This is a genomic window from Streptomyces nogalater (assembly GCF_039532885.1).
In the GTDB taxonomy this organism is placed as follows: Bacteria; Actinomycetota; Actinomycetes; order Streptomycetales; family Streptomycetaceae; genus Streptomyces; species Streptomyces nogalater.
The window spans coordinates 62,576-80,038 of sequence record NZ_BAAASM010000024.1 but is presented as its reverse complement, the minus strand read 5'-3'; the positions used below and the strand labels follow the sequence as shown (position 1 = coordinate 80,038).

The window sequence follows — 17,463 nt, the reverse complement described above, 5'->3', positions numbered from 1 at the left end:
CGGTCGGGTGCGGCTCAGTCGCCGCGCAGATAGCGCGGCGCGGGCGGCTTCGACGCGGCCGGGTCCCGGCCCAGTGTCGCCGACAGCCACTCGTCGTACGACTTCTGCCAGCCGTTCGCCGAATAGTCCACCAGAACGCGGTTGACCCGGCGTACCAGATCGTCGGCGTCCTTCTTCATCGCCACGCCGTAGTACTCGGTCGTGAACGCCTCGCCCTTGAGCTCGACGGTCGGGTCCTGGGCGGCCTGGCTCGCGGCGAGCGCGCCGTCGGTCACCACCGCGTCGACCTCGCCGAGTTGCAGCCGGACCAGGCAGTCCAGCTGGTTGGGCACGGTGGTGGAGAGGTCGGTGGAGCGGGGCAGCCGGCCCGTCTTCCGGTCGGCGTCCAGCTTGGCGTACGCGGTCGAACCGGTCGCCGTGCACACCTTCTTGCCGGCCAGCGAGCCGTCGTAGCCGGTGACCGGCGAGGACTTGGGGGCGAGCACCTGCTGGCCGGTCCTGAAGTAGGGCGCGGAGAACGCGACCTGGCGCAGCCGGTCACAGGTGATCGTCATCGTGCGTACGACCATGTCGACGCGCCCGTCCTGGATCGCCGGGATGCGCCGGCTGGTGGGGATCGCCTTGAACTGCACCGCGTTCCGGTCGCCGAGGATGTCCTCGGCGATCCGGTGCGCGAGGTCGATGTCGAAGCCCTCCAGCCGGGCGCCCTCGGTGTTCGGGTTGCGGTAGCCCCAGCGGTAGCTGTTCTGGTCGACGCCGACGACCAGCTTGCGCTTGGCGCCCGTGCGGGCCCGGATCGCCTCGATCGTCGGGCCGTCCGCGCCGGCCGGGGGGAGTGTCCGCTCGTGCGCCCCGGCGTCCGTGCAGCCGTCGGCGCGGGCCTGGGCGCCGGTGGCGACCCGCTGGCCGGCCCGGCCCGGTTCGGGCGTCACCCGCTGGGTGCACGGCAGCAGCAGGACGAACGCCAGCGCCAACGCGCACAGCACCGCCATCGTGGCGACTCCGCCCCAGCCCCGCAGCGAGGCCCGCGCACGGTTCGCGTCCATCGCCCTGCCCCCTGTCACCGGTACTCCGAAAGCCTGCGGCCTATGCCGGCGACGGCGCCCGCCGCGCCCAGCACCGCGAGGGCGGCGGCGCCCCCCGGCAGCCAGGCCAGCGCGTCCCGTCCGTCGCCGGCGGCCTTCCTGAACTCGGCCCGCTCGTGGCCGATGGCCCGGTCCAGGCCGCGGGCGACGCCGTCGAAGCACTCGGCGGTCGCGCCCTTGGCGCCGATCACCTTGTCCAGGGCCTGCTGGTAGTTGCCGTTCTCGTCCTCGGCGCGGGCCGCGGCGTGGCGCCGCTGCCAGACGGCCGTGTCGCCCTGGGCGAGGGTGACCGGGGCGGAGCCCGCGTCGTCGTCGGCGAGCCGTGCCGCCTCGGTCAGCGCCTTGCGGAGCACCGCCATGTCCTTGTCGAAGTCGTAGTAGTGGGCGTCGTACGTCTGCCCGGCCACCGTGACGGTGTCCGCGCCGCGCGCCACCAGGCTCAGGTTCTCGTTGCCGCGCGCCTTCAGCGCGGCGATCCGGGCCTCGTGCAGCACGGTGAGCGACCGGATGCCGTGCGCGTAGGAGCCGTCGAGGCCCGAGCGGGCGACCGCGTGGCCCACGACCAGCCACAGCAGGGCGGCCGTGGTCGCGGCGGTGGCGGCGACCAGGCCGCGGTTGAGGACGCGGTGGGTGCGCCGGTACACGCGGTGCTGGGCCCAGCCGAGCGCGGCCAGGGCGAGCACGCCGAGCGCGATCGCCGCCCACGGGTACGGTGTCGCGTCGCCGTAGTCCGCGTCCAGCCGGCGGTTCTCCGTGGTGTAGAGCGTCTGCGCGGCCGGGAGCATGTGCTTTTGCATCTTCTCGTCGGCGTACCGCAGATAGGCGCCGCCCACCGGATAGCCCTGCCGGTTGTAGGTCCGGGCCCGCTCGACGAGGCCCTTGTACTCGGGCAGCAGCCGGTTCAGCCGAACCACGGTCGCCTCGGCGGCGGAGCCGGGTTCGGCGTTGGCGGCGGCGGTGACCAGTCCGGCGGCGGCCTCCCGGATGTCCTTCTCGTACTGGTCGCGGGACTTGGGGTTCTCCTGTCCGCCCGCGAGGAACGCGCTGGACGCGGCGGTGTTGGCGTCGGCCAGCGAGCGGTAGATGCCGGCCGCGCCGAAGCTGAGCGGCTGGCTGCGGTGCAGCACGTCGTCGGCGGCGGCCGAGCGGGTGCCGGTCTGCCAGGCGGTGACCGCGCCGAACGCGAGCACCAGCAGGGCCAGTACGGCACCGATGATCCGCAGCCGCCCCGGCTCGGTGGTCGCGGCGGCCCGCAGCCGCTCGGCGCCCTCGGCGAAGGCGGTGCGGCGCGCGGGCGGGGCGGGGGGCGCGGGACGGCCGTGGGGCTGGGCGGGGATGCCGGGGATGCCGGCGGCACCGGTGGGCCCGGCCGGCGGTGGCGCCGCGCTGCTCTTCGGCGGGTGTGTCACTCGACCTCCCCCATGGTCATCCGTATCGCCGCCCAGTATCACCGTCCGTACCGGCATCCGCACCGGACTTCACTGGATCTTGATCGGATCGCGGTGGCCCCCGGGGCGCGCGCCGGCGGACGTACCACCCCCCGGCAGCCAAGACGCCGGTGGCGGCGCATCGGTTCCCCCGAGGGGGCCCGGGCGGCGGCCCGCCCGCCGCCCGGGAAACCGGTCAGGGGCCGGCCGTCTCCCAGTACCGGCGCGCCCGTTCGCCCGCCGTCGCCCCCGCGCCCAGACGGTCCAGGCCCAGCAGGGCCGCGCCCAGGACCGGGCGGGCCGTGACCACGCGGACGTCGGCCTTGGGGGCGCGGGCGGCGAGCAGGGCGCGTACGGCGTCGTCCAGCCGGCGGTGGCCGGCGGTGAGGACGCTGCCGCCGAGCAGGACCGGGGTCTGTTCGTCCAGCAGGTCCAGCCGGGACAGCGCGACCGTCACCATCACCGTGACCTCCTCCGCGAGCCGGGTGACCAGCGCCCCGGCCACCCGGTCGCCGTCGGCCGCCGTGGCGAACAGCACCGGCGCCAGCTCGTGCCGGCGCGCGGGGGCGATCCGCTCCAGGTGCAGGGCCTCGATGAGCGCGTACATGGTGGGCAGCCCGAAGTGCGCGGGCAGGGTGCGGGCCAGCGCGGTCGGCTCGCCGCGGCCGTCCTCCGCGCGCGCCGCGTGCCACAGCGCCTCCTCGGCCAGGCCCCAGCCGCCGCCCCAGTCACCGGAGATCCGGCCTATGGCGGGAAAGCGGGCGGTGCGTCCGTCGGGGCGCATGCCCACGCAGTTGATGCCGGCCCCGCACACCACCGCCACCCCGCGCGGCTCGGCGACGCCCGCCCGCAGGATCGCGAAGGTGTCGTTGCGGACCTCCACCGACGTGCCCCACGCGCGGGCGCGCAGCGCGTTCGCCAGCCGCTCCTCCTCCACCGGGAGGTCGGCGTTGGCCAGGCAGGCCGACACATGGGAGACGGAGGTGACGCCCGCCTTCGCGAAGGCGCGCGCGACCGGTGCGGCCAGCGCGTCGACCGCCGCGGGCACGCCGACCGCGGGCGGGCGGAAGCCGCCGCCGCGGGCCGTGGCCAGCACCTCGCCGCCGGCGTCGACCACGGCCACGTCGGTCTTGCTGTTGCCCGCGTCGATGGCGAGCACGGTCGAGGTCAGGCCCACGCGAGGTGCTCCCGGTTGTGTGCGACCAGCCGGTCGGTGAGGGCGTCGGCGTACTCGTACTGCCCGATCAGCGGGTGGGCCAGCAGCGCGCGGAACACCCGGTCCCGGCCGCCGCGCAGCGCCGCGTCCAGAGCCAGGTCCTCGTACGCCGTCACGTTCGCGATCAGGCCCGTGAACAGCGGGTCGAGCGCCGGAGCGGGCAGCGGGACCGGGCCCGCCGGGCCGACCGCGGCCTGCACCTCGATCACCGCGTCGTCCGGCAGGAAGGGCAGCGTGCCCCGGTTGAGCGTGTTCACCACCTGGTACGGGCTGCCGCCGCCGCCCAGCAGGGCCGCCGCGAGGTCCACGGCCGCCTCCGAGTAGAAGGCGCCGCCGCGCCTGGCCAGCAGCGCGGGCTTCTCGTCCAGCGCGGGGTCGCCGTACATCGCCAGCAACTCCTTCTCCATGGCGGCCACTTCGGCGGCCCGGGAGGGCTTGGTGCGCAGTTCGCGGACGACCTCGTCGTGGGCGTAGTAGTAGCGCAGGTAGTAGGAGGGGACCACGCCGAGGCGGTCCAGCAGGGGGCGGGGCAGGCGGACGTCGGCGGCGATGGCCTCGCCGTGCCCGGCCAGCAGCCGGGGCAGCACGTCCTCCCCGTCCGGCCCGCCCAGGCGCACCCCCGTTTCCCAGGTGAGGTGGTTCAGGCCCACATGCGCCAGGTGTACGTCGGCCGGGGCCGTGTCCAGCAGGGCGGCGAACTTGCGCTGGAAGCCGATCGCCACGTTGCACAGGCCGACCGCCCGGTGCCCGGCCCGGAGCAGAGCCCGGGTGACGATGCCGACCGGGTTGGTGAAGTCGATGATCCAGGCGCGCGGATTGGCCCGGCGGACCCGTTCGGCGATGTCGAGGACGACCGGGACCGTGCGCAGGGCCTTGGCCAGGCCGCCCGCGCCGGTGGTCTCCTGGCCGATGCAGCCGCACTCCAGCGGCCAGGTCTCGTCCTTCTCGCGGGCCGCCTGGCCGCCGACGCGCAGCTGGAGCAGGACGGCGTCGGCGCCGTCGACGCCCGCGTCCAGGTCGGAGGTGGTGACGATCCGGCCGCCGTGGCCCTGCCGGGCGAAGATCCGCCGGGCCAGGCCGCCGACCAGCTCCAGCCGGTCCGCGGCCGGGTCGACCAGGACGAGCTCCTCGATGGGCAGGGTGTCGCGCAGCCGGGCGAAGCCGTCGACGAGTTCGGGGGTGTAGGTCGAGCCGCCGCCGACCACGGTGAGTTTCACAGTCAGATCAACCCTTTACTCCGGTGAGCGTCACGCCTTCGACGAACGCCTTCTGGGCGAAGAAGAACACGAGGATGACGGGCGCCATGACCAGCACGGTCGCGGCCATGGTGAGGTTCCAGTCGGTGTGGTGGGCGCCCTTGAAGGACTCCAGCCCGTAGGACAGGGTCCAGGCGCCGGGGTTCTCGGACGCGTAGATCTGCGGGCCGAAGTAGTCGTTCCAGGCGTAGAAGAACTGGAAGAGGGCGACGGCCGCGATGCCCGGCTTGGCCATGGGCAGCACCACCCGCAGCAGGGTGCGCAGTTCGCCGCAGCCGTCGACCTTGGCCGCGTCCAGGTACTCGTCCGGGATCGTGGTCAGGAACTGGCGCAGCAGGAAGATGGAGAACGCGTCCCCGCACGCCATGGGGAGGATCAGCGGCCACAGCGTGCCGGACAGGTCCAGCTGCCTGGCCCAGAACAGGTACATCGGGATGACGACCACCTGGGGCGGCAGCATCATCATCGAGATCACCAGCATCAGCGACAGCCTGCGGCCCCGGAAGCGGAACTTGGCGAGCGCGTACGCCACCGGCACCGAGGACACCACGGTGAGGACGGTGCCCAGGCCGGCGTAGAGCAGCGTGTTGCGCCACCAGGTGAGGAAGCCGGGGGTGTCGAACACCTTCCGGTAGTTGCCCCACTCCCAGGTGTGCGGGACCAGGTCCCGGCTCAGGGCCTGGCTGTCGCTCATCAGCGAGGTGAGGAACAGGAAGACGAACGGGAGCGTGAAGAACAGCGCGGCGGCCACGCCCAGGGAGTGGACCGCTATCCACTGCAGAGGTGCCTTGCGGCGGGTCATACGTCAGTCACCTGCCTGGATCAGGCCGCCGCGGCGCCGCATCAGCAGCGCGGTGAACGCCATCGACAGGGCGAACAGCACCAGCGCCACCACACACGCCGAGCCGTAGTCGAAGCGCTGGAAGCCGAGGTTGTAGACGAGCTGGGGGAGGGTGAGCGTCGACTTGTCGGGATAGCCGGGCTCGAACTGGGTGCCGGCGCCCTGGATCACCCCCGAGGCGACCTTTCCGGCGACCAGCGGCTGGGTGTAGTACTGCATCGTCTGGATCACTCCGGTGACGACCGCGAACATCACGATGGGGGAGATGGCCGGCAGCGTCACGTACCGGAACCGCTGCCAGGCCGAGGCGCCGTCCAGCTGGGCCGCCTCGTACTGCTCCGCCGGCACGTCGAGCAGCGCCGCCATGAAGATCACCATCAGGTCGCCGATGCCCCACAGCGCCAGCAGGGTCAGCGCCGGCTTGGACCACTGAGGGTCGCCGAACCAGCCCGGCGCGGGCAGACCGGCCTTCTCCAGCAGGGAGTTCACCGGCCCGGTGCCCGGGTTGAGCAGGAATGCGAAGGCCATCGTGGCGGCGACCGGCGGGGCGAGGTACGGCAGGTAGAACAGGGTGCGGAAGACACCCGTAGCCGTCTTGATCTTCGTGATGAGCAGCCCGACGCCCAGCCCGAAGACCACCCGCAGGCTCACCATCACCACGACCAGCCACAGCGTGTTGCGCAGCGCGGGCCAGAACAGCGGGTAGTGCTCGAAGACGTAGCGCCAGTTCCGCCCGCCGGTCCACTCCGGCGGGCGGAAGCCGTCGTAGTGCATGAAGGAGAAGTAGACGGTGGAGATCAGCGGGTAGGCGAAGAAGAGCGCGAAGCCGACGAGCCAGGGCGCCATGAAGGCGAGCGTGCGCAGGGTCGCGCGGCGGCGCTTCGCCGCCAGGGCGGGGGCGCTCACGGCCGCGCCTGCACGATGTCGGTGTCGATCTGCGCGGCCGTCTTCTCCAGCCCGGCCTTCAGGTCGGTGGCCTTGCCGCTCTCGTAGTCGTAGCCGAACTGCTGGATCGTCACCAGGTACACCCCGCCGTTGACGGAGGCGGGCGACGAGGTGGAGTGGGGGTTCGCGGCGATGTCCAGGAAGGTCTTGAACCGCGGGTCGTACGTCAGCTTCGGGGACTTCAGCGCGGCCAGCGTGGAGGGCACGTTGTGGATGTCGTTGGCGAAGCCGGTCACCGCGTCCGTGTCCGTGCTGACGTACTTGACGAACTCCCAGGCGGCGTTCTGCTTGCGGCTGGTGGCGGCGATGCCCGCGATGGTGCCGGTGATGTAGCCCTTGCCGTACTGGCCGGCCTGGTCGTCGGGGACGGGCAGCGGGGCCACGCCGATCTCGAAGTCCGGCTTCGCCTCCTCGGCCATGCCGAGCCGCCACTCGCCGTCGAGCTGCATGGCGACCTGACCGGTGTGGAAGGGGTGCCTGGGGCCCCACTCGTCGCCGAGGGTGGCCCGGAACCGCTCCAGCCTGCGGAATCCGCCGAGTTCGTCCACGAGCTTCTTCTGGAGCGTGAAGGCCCGCGCGAACGCCGGGTCCTTGGCGACGTTCGACTTGCCGTTCTTGTCGAAGTACGCAGGGGAGAACTGGCCGAGGTAGTGCTCGGTGGTGGTCTCCCAGCCGTGGTAGTTCGGCATGAACCCGAGCTGCCGGTAGCCGCTGCCCTGACGGATGGTCAGCTTCTTGGCGTCGGCGAGGAATTCCGACCAGGTCCTCGGCGGGTGCGTGATGCCCGCCTTCGCGAACGCCGTCTTGTTGTAGTAGAGCCCGTACGCGTCACCGAGCAGCGGGACCGCGCACCGGTCGCCCTCGAACGCGGTGTACTCGGTCATGGGCTTCGGGAACGTCTTCTCCGGGTCGATCCCGGACCTCGCGAAGAAGGGGTTCAGGTCCACCAGCGCGCCCGAGGAGCAGAACCTGCCGACGTTGTTGGTGGTGAACGAGGAGATCACGTCCGGGGCCCGGTCGCCGCCCGCCCGCAACGCCTGGTTGATCTTGTCGTCGGTCATGTTCCCGACGACCTTCACCTGGAGGTTGGGGTGCGCCCGCTCGAACCCGGCGACCAGCGACCGCACGGCCTTCACCTCGTTCGGCGCGCTCCAGGCGTGCCAGAAGGTGATCGTGGCCTCCTTCGAGGGATCGTCGTCGGCGCTTCCGACGGGCCGGCCGGTACACGCGGCGGTGAGCAGCACCGCGGTGGCGGTCAGGACGAAAGCCGCTTTTCGGGCGACTCTGGGTATGGGTGTGGGCATGACGAGGTCTCCCAGGGGACGGGTCGGCGAGGAGAGGGAAAGCCGGGGGCGCTCAGCGCGAGGTGTCGAAGACCTCGTCGCGGGTGGCGGCGAGCGCGGACTCCAGCGCGCCGCGCAGCACGGGGTGTTCGCGGACCTCGCCGACGACCAGCCGGGGCCGGGCCGCGGCCAGCTCCGCCAGTTCGGCCTGGACGAGGGCCCGCAGCACCTCGCCGCCGGCCGTCAGGGCGGAGCCGCCGAGGACGACGAGTTCGGGGTCGAGGACGGAGACGAGCGAGGCGAGGCCGGTGGCCAGCCGGGTGGCGTAGGCCCGCAGCAGTTCCCGGTGGGGGCCGTCGGCGTGGTCGGCGGCGCGGGCCACGAGCCGGGTGGCGGCCTCGGCGTGCGGTCCCGGGGGCACGTCGGATATGCCCAGTTCCCGGGCCAGCCCGGGCAGCGCCTGGGTGCCGGCCAGTTCCTGGTAGCCGCCGCTGTTGGCCTTGGTGACCTGGCGGACCAGCGGGGCGCCCGGCACCGGCAGGAAGCCGACCTCGCCGGCGCCGCCGGTCCAGCCGCGGTGCAGCCGCCCGCCCAGGACCAGGGCCGCGCCCAGGCCCTCCTGGTTCCACAGCAGCACGAAGTCGTCGTGGCCGCGGGCCGCGCCGAGCCGCTGTTCGGCCACGGCGGCGAGGTTGACGTCGTTCTCGTACTCCACCGGCATCGGCAGCGCCGCCGCGAGGTCGTCCAGCAGCGCGGGGGAGTGCCAGCCGGGCAGGTGGGAGGCGTAGCGCAGCCGCCCGGTGCCCGGGTCGAAGGCGCCGGGGGTGCCGATCACCAGCCGGTGCACATCGGACCGGACGAGCCCGGCGGCCTTGACCGCGCCGTCCAGGGCGTCGGTCACCTGCCGTACGACCGGCTGGGCGGGCCGCCGGCCGGGGGTGGGCAGCTCGTACGCGCCGACCGTGCGGCCGGTGATGTCGGCGACGGCGGCCCGGATGCGGTGCGGGGTGACGTCGAGCCCGGCGGCGTACGCCACGCCCGGATCGATCGCGTACAGCTGGGCGTTGGGGCCCGGCCGGCCCTCGCTGGTGCCGGTGGCCCGGACCAGCCCGGCCGCCTCCAGGCGGGCCAGCAGCTGGGAGGCGGTGGGCTTGGACAGGCCGGTGAGCTTGCCGATCCGGGTGCGCGACAGCGGCCCGTGCGCCAGCAGCAGGTCCAGGGCGGCGCGGTCGTTCATGGCGCGCAGGACGCGCGGGGTGCCCGGCGTACCGGCGGTTGCTGCCATGGGGGTCCACACCTGCCTTTCCGGCCGCCCAGCTTTTCAGTGTCCCGGGTGAGGCGTCCAGTCCTTGATCGACAGAGCCCTGGGATCTCGCCGTGATCACCGTGATCACTGTTAGGAAAGTTTCCTGTCCGGGTGGGAGGAACGTAAGCCGAGGAGGAAGGGGGCGTCAATAGGCGTCGGAAGACAGCGGCCCCGAGGCAACGTTGTCGTCGCCCGGGGCCGCGAGGGTCGTGGATTTCAGCTCTTGAGGAAGGGGGAGGTGTCCAGAGCGGGGTACGGCGCCGGGAGGGGCAGCGGGTCGCCGAGGGTGACCTTGGTGTCGGAGCTGTAGTACGCCTCGGCGGGGTCGTCGTCGCTCTCGTCGCTCTCGTCGGCCTCGTCGGTCTTCTGGGGGGCGACGGGGTCGGTGTAGCAGTGGGCCGTCTTGGCGTGGCGGTCGATGAGGACGTAGACGGGGATGCCGGCGGCGGCGTAGGCGCGGAGCTTGGGGCCGGTGTCCATTTCGTGGTTGGTGGAGGTGACTTCGCCGACGAGGGCAAGCAGATCGATGGGGTACCAGCCGCGATGCGCTTTCCGATAGGACTCGTCGAGTTCGGTTGGCTCCCGGCGGCAGACGTAGAAGTCCGGTACTACCAGTGCCATGGTTGTCCCGTCCGCTTGAGTGACCCGGAAGCCGTCGTTCACGCCGGCCAGGTCGAACCCGGCGAGGTGGAACTGAACGATGAGCTTCACGATGCCAGCGTTGTGTCGATGTTCCGGCTGAGGCGGCACGATGCCCGTCCCCTCGATGAACTCCGCTCGAATCGGCATTGATCCTGCCGCCTTTTCGAACGCTTCCAACAGGTCGATGGGGTCCACCTGCGGCTGCGGCTGCGGTTTCGGCACGACCGGTTCCATGATCGGCTCCATGATCGGTTCGGCGCTCATCGCTTCTCCTCGTCACGCTGATGCCAGGCTAAGCCCGTGCCGGGCGCCCCGGCAGAACGATGGGGCATTCCGTACGCCCCCGCGCCGGAATGCCCCATCTGTTCACTCGAACGAGTGTGCTGAAACCGTTCCGCTATTTCGCCGGCGGTGCCGGCCGCTGGGTGACGATCGGGGACGCCGCCGCCGACTGCGGCGAGTCCGCGTTGGCGTACACCGACGGCGCCGCCACCGTGGCCGTCGGGTCCGGGGTGTCCTCGGCGTCCTCGACCGCCGTCGCGCCGCCCACGATGCGGATGCTCGCCGCGTCGAACGCCCGCTTGATCCGCCAGCGCAGCTCCCGCTCCACCGGCACCGACTTGCCCGGCATGGTCTTCGCCGAGACCCGGACCACCATGGAGTCGATCAGCACCGAGTCCAGGCCGAGCACCTCCACCGGGCCCCACAGCAGCTCGTTCCAGGGCTCTTCCCGGCTCATCCGCTGGGCGACGTCGTCCAGCGTGGCCTTGACCCGGTCCAGGTCCTCGCTCGCCCGGACGGTCACGTCGACCCCGGCCGTCGCCCAGCCCTGCGACAGGTTGCCGATCCGCTTGACCTCGCCGTTGCGGACGTACCAGATCTCCCCGCCGTCGCCGCGCAGCTTGGTCACCCGCAGCCCGACCTCGATCACCTCACCGGTGGCCACGCCCGCGTCGATCACGTCGCCGACGCCGTACTGGTCCTCCAGGATCATGAACACGCCGGACAGGAAGTCCGTGACCAGGTTGCGCGCGCCGAAACCGATGGCCACACCCGCGACACCGGCCGACGCCAGCAGTGGCGCCAGATTGATCTCGAAGGTGGACAGCACCATCAGCGCGGCCGTGCCGAGGATGAGGAAGCTCGCCACCGAGCGCAGCACCGAGCCGATCGCCGCCGAGCGCTGCCGCCGCCGCTCGGCGTTGACCAGCAGCCCGCCCAGCGCGGTGCCGTCCACGGCCTGCGCGGTACGGCCCATCCGCTCGATCAGCTGGGTGATCGCCCGCCGCACCGCCGCGCGCAGCGCCACCGCCACGACCACGATCAGCAGGATCCTCAGGCCCATCGCGAGCCACGTCGACCAGTTCTGCTCCACCCAGCTCGCCGCGTTCGTCGCGCTCTCCTGGGCGTCCTGGAGCGTCGGCACGGCCGGGGTCGTCGACTGCGACGGTGACGGGGACGGCGACGCGCCGGCGGCCACGAGGAGGGCGGACAGGGACGACACGGCAGGTACCTCCAGGTGCTGCGCGGTCCGTACCGGCGGGGGTCAAGATCACGAAATGGTCACCGGACGGACGGGACCACCACACTAACGGGGCATCCCGGGTCCCCCGTGCCGATCCGGGCGGCGGGCGGGAAGGAGAGACACGGCTCACGCGGGCTTGAACAGGCCGGGGTGCGGGGGATGAATCAGATGTGGTCGAAAACACTCCCAGCCCGTTACCGGGACATGGTGGCGCTTCCATCAGGCCTGAGGAGAGACTGACTGCAGATCGTCCCGGCGCGAGCCACGCGCCGCCGACGCCCAAGGAGGCACCCGTGCCGCATGTCCTGGTCCTCAACGCGTCGTACGAGCCGCTCGGCGTCGTACCGCTCCGCCGCGCGCTCGTCCTCGTCCTGGAGAACAAGGCCGTCTCCCTTGAGGAATCCGGCGCCTATATGCACAGCGCGACCGTCACCCTCCCCGCACCCAGCGTGGTCCGGCTGAAGCGATTCGTCCGGGTCCCCTACCGGGGGCCCGTCCCGCTGACCCGCCGTGCGCTCTTCGCACGCGACGGGGGCCGGTGCATGTACTGCGGTGGCGTCGCAACCAGCGTCGACCACGTCATCCCGCGCAGTCGCGGGGGCAAGCACGTCTGGGACAACGTGGTGGCCTCCTGCCGCCGCTGCAACCACGTCAAGGCCGACCGCCACCTGGTGGAGCTGGGCTGGCGGCTGCGGCACAAGCCGGCTCCGCCGACGGGGCTGGCCTGGCGCATCATCGGCACCGGGCACCGCGACCCGCGCTGGCTGCCGTACCTGCAGCCGTACGGCGCGGACGACGCGCTGGCCCGGATCGACGGGGTGTCGGCCTAGCCGGTCCGGTCCGCACCGGGCCTGGCCGGTCAGGTCCGGGGTGACGCGCGCCGTGGCGTACGTGCGGGCGCGCGCCGTGACGTGGGCGCGGGCGCGTACCGGTACGGCCCCGCACCCCTCGTGCCGGTCACCGGGCCGGCCCCGGATCACCCGGGCGCCGGGCGGCTGCCGCGCGTGGGCGCGGGCTTACGGGGTAGGCCTGCCGTAACCCGTCCATGTCCGAGCCGTGGCATCCGCACACCGACAAGGAGGCCCCCGTGGCCGCTCGCCTCAGCATCCCGGCCCCGTCCAAACCCGTGGCGGCACAGTCCGCCGGGCCCGGCCAGGCGCCGCTGTGCGTCTTCAGCGCGGAGAGCGGGTACGCGCAGGCGCCGCTGACCAGCGAGCCGCCGCTGCCCGACGCCGAACCGCTGACCAGCGAGCCCCCGCTCGCCGAGGCGGCCCCGCTGACCAGCGAGTCCGACCCGGTCCCGGACATCTGCGCGCCGGGGCTGTAGATGGCCGCGGCGCCCGAGGACCACCTCGCGGAGGACCTCGCCCGGCTCGCCGAGCTGCACGGGGTCGCCACCTCCTACCGCCCCGCCCCGGACCGTACGGTCCCGGTCCCCGCCTCCGCCGTGACCGCGGCGCTCGCCGCCCTGGGCGTCGACGCGACCGGCCCCGAAGCCGTGCGCGCCGCCCTCGCCGCCCGGGAACGCGAGCTGCGCGAGCGGCTGCTGCCGCCGACGGTGGTCCGCTGGGCCGGCGCCGAGCCGCCCGCCGCCCTCACCGGCCTGCCCGCCGGCACCGTGCTGCGCGTGGTGACCGAGCAGGGAGAGGACCGGGAGGGGATCGCGGACCTGCCGCCCGGCGTCCACCGGCTGACCGCCACCGCCCCCGACGGCCGCACCGGCGAGGCCCGTCTCGTCGTCGCCCCCGACCGGCTGCCCGCCCCGCCCGGCCGCTCCTACGGCCTCCTCGTCCAGCTGTACTCCCTGCTGTCCCACCGCTCCTGGGGCATGGGCGACCTCGCCGACCTGGCGGAGCTGGCCGGCTGGGCCTCACGCACCGCCGGTGCCGGATTCGTGCAGGTCAACCCGTTGCACGCGGCCGTACCCGGCGCCCCCACCGACCCCTCCCCGTACCGCCCCTCCTCGCGCCGCTTCCCCGACCCCGTCCATCTGCGCATCGAGGACGTCCCCGAGTTCGCGTACGCCGGGGACCGCGAGCGGCTGAACGGCCTGCTGGAGCGGGCCGGACGGCTGCGCGCCGCCGTCCTGGACAAGGGCGCCCTGATCGACCGGGACGCCGTGTGGGAACTGAAGCGGGAGGCACTGGAGGTGGTCCTGGCGGTCCCCCTGGGCCCCGGCCGGCGGGCCGCCTACGACGCCTTCCGCGCCGCCCACGGCCAGGCCCTCGTCGACCACGCCACCTGGTGCGCCCTCGCCGAGGTGCACGGCCCCGACTGGCACCGCTGGCCGGACGGGCTGCGCGACCCGCGCTCGGCCGCCACCGCGCGGGCGAGGTCCGCGCTCGCCGGCCGCGTGGAGTTCCACACCCGCCTGGCCTGGCTCACCGACGACCAGCTCCGGGCGGCCCAGCGCACCGCCCGCGAGGCCGGCATGCCCGTCGGGATCGTGCACGACCTCGCCGTGGGCGTGCACCCGGCCGGCGCCGACGCCTGGGCCCAGCAGGACGTGTTCGCCGCCGGCATGTCCGTCGGCGCCCCGCCGGACGCCTTCAACGCCCGCGGCCAGGACTGGGGCCTGCCGCCCTGGCGCCCCGACCGGCTCGCCGCCACCGGTTACGCGCCCTACCGCGAGCTGCTGCGCGCCCTGTTCCGCTACGCCGGCGCCCTGCGCATCGACCACGTCATGGGCCTGTTCCGGCTCTGGTGGGTCCCTGCGGGCAGCCCGCCCACCGAGGGCACCTACGTGCACTACGACGCCGACGCCATGCTCGCCGTCCTCGCCCTGGAGGCCGCCCGTGCCGGGGCGGTGGTGATCGGCGAGGACCTGGGCACCGTCGAGCCCGGGGTGCGCGAGGCGCTCCAGCGGCGCGGGGTGCTCGGCACCTCCGTGCTGTGGTTCGAGCGGGACTGGGAGGGCGACGGCCGTCCGCTGCCGCCCGAGCGCTGGCGCGCCGACTGCCTGGCCACCGCCACCACCCACGATCTGCCGCCCACCGCCGCCCGGCTCACCGGCGACCACGTCGAGCTGCGCGACCGCCTCGGCCTGCTGGGCCGCCCGGCCGCCGAGGAGCGGGCCGAGGCCACCGCCGACGCGGCCGAGTGGCTGGCCCTGCTGGGCAGCCTCGGCCTGCTGGACCTGACGGCGGCCGGGCCGCCCGGCTCCGACGAGGAGGAGGAGATCCGCGCCGTCCACCGCTTCCTGCTGCGCACGCCGGCCCGGCTGATCGGCGTCTGGCTCCCGGACGGCGTCGGCGACCGGCGGCCGCAGAACCTGCCCGGCACCTGGGACGAATACCCGAACTGGCGCCTCCCGCTCGCCGACCGGGAGGGCCGCCCGGTCCCCCTGGAGGAGCTGGTCGCCTCGCCGCGGCTGCGGGGCCTGCTGGACGTCCTCCGGGAGGACCGGCCGCCGGGAGGCTGAGGCCAGGGGTGTCGGCAGGGGGGTGCGGGGGCGCCGGCCCCCGCCCGCCGGGCCGCGCGGGCGGGGCGGTAAGGCACCCCGGGCGCGCGGCCTTCAGCCCGGTTCGCTAACTTGAATGCGTGGACAAGAACAACGCCCTGCGCGCCGGCGCCCTGGCCGCCGGTACGACGCTGATGATGCTGCTCATGTCGTCCCCCGCGCTCGCGCTGACCCGCGACGACGGTGACGACCCCGGCCCGGGCCTGAGCGTCATCCAGACGCTGGGCCTGTACGTCTTCCTCCCGCTGGTGCTGTTCGTGGTGATCGCCGGTCTGGTCATGCTGCTGGACAAGTCGCGGGCCAAGAAGGACACCACCTCCTCCAACATCAACGTCAAGCCCGGAGGGGCCAAGGCCTGACCCGGCCGCCTCGCCGGTTCGTTCGCCGGGGGCGCCCGTCCTCCCGCCGGTACGCGCGTATGCCGTACCCGGGGGACCGGCGCCCTCGGCGTTTTCGCGTACCCCGCCCAGCACTGTTCAGGAGAACTGAAAAGAACGATCGTAAAGATTCGATGGACCTGACGGTTCAGGCCTTGCGACGGTAGGGACACCACTCTTCCCGAGGAAGCCGACCCGAAAGGCCTTCTGTGCCCGCAGCCGCGCACCAGACCCCCCTCGCGACCGCCACCGCACCCCGCGCCACCCGCTCCCGGCAGGCCGCCGCCCCCCTCCTCGGCCTGGCCTGCGCCGCGCTGGCCACCCTCGTCTGGTCCGGCAGCTTCGTCACCTCACGCGGGCTGCACGACAGCGTGCCGCCCGTCCAGCACGCCTTCTGGCGGTGGGTGATCGCGCTGCTCGCCGTCGCGCCCTTCGGCGCCCGCCGGGCCTGGCGGCAACGGCACCTCCTGCGCAAGCACGCCCGCTACGTCCTCCTCGTCTCCCTCCTCGGCGTCGCCCTCTACAACACCCTGGTCAACCAGGCCGGCCTGACCACCCCGGCCGCCACCATGGGCATGATCATGGCCGCCTCACCGGTGCTCATGGCCGTGTTCGAGCGGTTCGGCGGGGTACGGCTGGGCGCGCGGCGCACCACCGGGCTGCTCCTGGCCTGCGCGGGCGTGGTGCTGCTCGTGGCCGGCGGCGGCGCGGGCTTCACCCCGGGCACCCTGTGGATGCCGGCCGCCGCCTGCTGCTTCGCCGGCTACAGCGCGCTGCTGCGCCGCCGGCCGGCCGAACTGGACGCCACGGCCTTCCTGTTCACCACCTTCCTCGCCGGCACCGTGCTGCTGCTGCCCGCGCACGCCGTCAGCCTCGCCGCGCAGGGCGGCTTCGACCCCGCACCCGGCACGGTGCTGCCCCTGCTCTACGTCGGCGTGGCCTCCTCCGCGCTCGCCTTCTTCGCCTGGAACAAGGCCGTCGCCCTGATCGGCGCCACCCGCGCCGGCATCGTCTACTACCTCCAGCCGGTCTGCGTGGCCGCGCTGTCCTGGGCGCTGCTCGGCGAACACACCGGTGCCACCGGCCTGTTGTGCCTGGCGCTGATCCTGGCCGGGGTGGTGCTGGGCGCGGGCTCCCGCCGCTGACGGTGCCGTGTAGCGTGCGCGCATGAGCGAGTGGGATCTGAGGAAGCTGCGGATTCTGCGTACCCTGCGCGAACGGGGCACGGTCACCGCGACCGCCGCCGCCCTGCACATGACCCCGTCCGCGGTGTCCCAGCAACTCACCAATCTCGCCGCCCAGCTCGGCGTCGACCTGCTGGAGGCGCACGGCCGCCGGGTCCGGCTCACCGACGCGGCCCGGCTGGTGCTGGCGCACACGGAGCCGGTGTTCGAGCAGCTGGAGCGGGCGGACGCGGCCCTCGCGGCCTACGCGCACGGCGATGCCGGGGAGGTCCGCGTCGGCGCCTTCCCGACCGCCGTCCCCGCCCTGGTCGTCCCGGCCGTACGGGCCCTGCGGGAGACCCACCCCCGGGTGACCGTCCGGGTCCGGGAGACGGAGGCCGCCGAGGCGTACCGGCTGCTGGCCGCCGGGGACGTCGACCTGGCCCTGTCCCTGGCGGCCGAGGCCCCCGGCGCCGCCGACGCCCGCTTCACCCACGTCCCGCTGCTCGCCGACCCGCTGGACGTGGCCCTGCCCCCGGACCACCCGCTGGCCTCGGCCCCCGGCCTGACCCTCACCGACCTCGCCGCCGAGCCCTGGATCTACGGCGGCAGCGGCCCCTGGTCCGACATCACCCGCCGCGCCTGCGAGGCGGCCGGCTTCACCCCCCACCAGGGCCACTCGGCCTCCGGCTGGACCGCGATCCTCGCCATGGTGGAGGCGGGCATGGGGGTGGCCCTGGTCCCGAGGATGGCGGCCGGCCGGCGCGCGGGCGTGGTCCTCAGGGAACTGGGCGCCGACGGCCCGGTACGGCACGTGGCGGCAGCGGTGCGCAGCGGCGGCGCCGCCGCCCCGGCGACCGCCGGGGTCCTCCACGCCCTGCGCCGGGCGGCGGACCCGGCGCCCGAGGGGTGAGGACGCACAGCCGGGGCGGCACCG

16 protein-coding genes are annotated in these 17,463 nt (G+C 73.7%); 6 read left to right on the top strand and 10 right to left on the bottom strand.

The features are described 5' to 3' along the window. Positions 1-14: 14 nt before the first annotated feature. From ABD350_RS17985 to ABD350_RS17940, 10 genes are all read right to left on the bottom strand, one after another. Positions 15-1,046: a glutamate ABC transporter substrate-binding protein gene (locus ABD350_RS17985; protein WP_344349159.1), complete on the bottom strand. Its 1,032-nt coding sequence runs from the start codon at positions 1,044-1,046 to the stop codon at positions 15-17. Positions 1,047-1,060: 14 nt separating this feature from the next. Next, positions 1,061-2,494 carry a hypothetical protein gene (locus ABD350_RS17980; RefSeq protein ID WP_344349158.1) on the bottom strand — a complete coding sequence of 478 codons (1,434 nt, stop codon included), beginning with the start codon at positions 2,492-2,494 and terminating at the stop codon, positions 1,061-1,063. 214 nt (positions 2,495-2,708) lie between these two features. After that, positions 2,709-3,689, bottom strand: coding sequence for an N-acetylglucosamine kinase (locus tag ABD350_RS17975; protein WP_344349157.1), 981 nt, complete (start codon positions 3,687-3,689; stop codon positions 2,709-2,711). Then, complete coding sequence (locus ABD350_RS17970) at positions 3,680-4,945, bottom strand: 6-phospho-beta-glucosidase (protein WP_344349156.1); 1,266 nt, start codon at positions 4,943-4,945, stop codon at positions 3,680-3,682. The genes ABD350_RS17975 and ABD350_RS17970 overlap by 10 nt, the downstream gene beginning before the upstream one ends. Before the next feature lie 7 nt (positions 4,946-4,952). Further along, positions 4,953-5,786 (bottom strand): carbohydrate ABC transporter permease, encoded by an 834-nt coding sequence (locus ABD350_RS17965; protein WP_344349155.1) that lies wholly within the window; start codon positions 5,784-5,786, stop codon positions 4,953-4,955. A gap of 3 nt (positions 5,787-5,789) precedes the next feature. After that, a complete protein-coding gene (locus tag ABD350_RS17960; RefSeq protein ID WP_382466764.1) occupies positions 5,790-6,671 on the bottom strand; it encodes a carbohydrate ABC transporter permease in 882 nt (293 codons plus the stop codon). Positions 6,672-6,727: 56 nt separating this feature from the next. Then, the gene (locus ABD350_RS17955; RefSeq protein WP_344349153.1) at positions 6,728-8,074 is read right to left on the bottom strand and encodes an ABC transporter substrate-binding protein; all 1,347 of its coding nucleotides are present in this window, start codon (positions 8,072-8,074) and stop codon (positions 6,728-6,730) included. 52 nt (positions 8,075-8,126) lie between these two features. Continuing rightward, complete coding sequence (locus ABD350_RS17950) at positions 8,127-9,338, bottom strand: ROK family transcriptional regulator (RefSeq protein WP_344349152.1); 1,212 nt, start codon at positions 9,336-9,338, stop codon at positions 8,127-8,129. A 237-nt stretch (positions 9,339-9,575) separates the two neighbouring features. Continuing rightward, positions 9,576-10,265: a Uma2 family endonuclease gene (locus ABD350_RS17945; protein ID WP_344349151.1), complete on the bottom strand. Its 690-nt coding sequence runs from the start codon at positions 10,263-10,265 to the stop codon at positions 9,576-9,578. A 133-nt stretch (positions 10,266-10,398) separates the two neighbouring features. Then, entirely contained in the window at positions 10,399-11,505 is a 1,107-nt protein-coding gene (locus ABD350_RS17940) for a mechanosensitive ion channel family protein (RefSeq protein ID WP_344349150.1), read from the bottom strand. A gap of 314 nt (positions 11,506-11,819) precedes the next feature. Between ABD350_RS17940 and ABD350_RS17935 the strand changes: the two genes are divergently transcribed. From ABD350_RS17935 to ABD350_RS17910, 6 genes are all read left to right on the top strand, one after another. Next, positions 11,820-12,356, top strand: a complete 537-nt coding sequence (locus ABD350_RS17935; RefSeq protein ID WP_030608086.1) for an HNH endonuclease — start codon at positions 11,820-11,822, stop codon at positions 12,354-12,356. 257 nt (positions 12,357-12,613) lie between these two features. After that, a complete protein-coding gene (locus ABD350_RS17930; protein WP_382466760.1) occupies positions 12,614-12,853 on the top strand; it encodes a hypothetical protein in 240 nt (79 codons plus the stop codon). Next, on the top strand, positions 12,854-14,947 hold the full coding sequence (gene malQ / locus ABD350_RS17925) for a 4-alpha-glucanotransferase (protein ID WP_344349149.1): 2,094 nt from the start codon (positions 12,854-12,856) through the stop codon (positions 14,945-14,947). A 119-nt stretch (positions 14,948-15,066) separates the two neighbouring features. Beyond that, positions 15,067-15,345, top strand: coding sequence for a hypothetical protein (locus tag ABD350_RS17920; protein ID WP_344349148.1), 279 nt, complete (start codon positions 15,067-15,069; stop codon positions 15,343-15,345). A 227-nt stretch (positions 15,346-15,572) separates the two neighbouring features. Next, entirely contained in the window at positions 15,573-16,508 is a 936-nt protein-coding gene (locus tag ABD350_RS17915) for a DMT family transporter (RefSeq protein ID WP_382466758.1), read from the top strand. A 22-nt stretch (positions 16,509-16,530) separates the two neighbouring features. Beyond that, on the top strand, positions 16,531-17,439 hold the full coding sequence (locus tag ABD350_RS17910) for a LysR family transcriptional regulator (protein ID WP_344349147.1): 909 nt from the start codon (positions 16,531-16,533) through the stop codon (positions 17,437-17,439). Positions 17,440-17,463 lie beyond the last annotated feature (24 nt).

What these genes read in the sequence shown, in the direction of transcription:
- ABD350_RS17945 (WP_344349151.1), bottom strand. Translation starts at nt 10,265, where the DNA reads ATGAGCGCCGAACCGATCATGGAGCCGATCATGGAACCGGTCGTGCCG.
- ABD350_RS17910 (WP_344349147.1), top strand. Translation starts at nt 16,531, where the DNA reads ATGAGCGAGTGGGATCTGAGGAAGCTGCGGATTCTGCGTACCCTGCGC.
- ABD350_RS17960 (WP_382466764.1), bottom strand. Translation starts at nt 6,671, where the DNA reads ATGGCGCCCTGGCTCGTCGGCTTCGCGCTCTTCTTCGCCTACCCGCTG.
- ABD350_RS17950 (WP_344349152.1), bottom strand. Translation starts at nt 9,338, where the DNA reads ATGGCAGCAACCGCCGGTACGCCGGGCACCCCGCGCGTCCTGCGCGCC.
- ABD350_RS17955 (WP_344349153.1), bottom strand. Translation starts at nt 8,074, where the DNA reads ATGCCCACACCCATACCCAGAGTCGCCCGAAAAGCGGCTTTCGTCCTG.
- ABD350_RS17985 (WP_344349159.1), bottom strand. Translation starts at nt 1,046, where the DNA reads ATGGACGCGAACCGTGCGCGGGCCTCGCTGCGGGGCTGGGGCGGAGTC.
- malQ (WP_344349149.1), top strand. Translation starts at nt 12,854, where the DNA reads ATGGCCGCGGCGCCCGAGGACCACCTCGCGGAGGACCTCGCCCGGCTC.
- ABD350_RS17965 (WP_344349155.1), bottom strand. Translation starts at nt 5,786, where the DNA reads ATGACCCGCCGCAAGGCACCTCTGCAGTGGATAGCGGTCCACTCCCTG.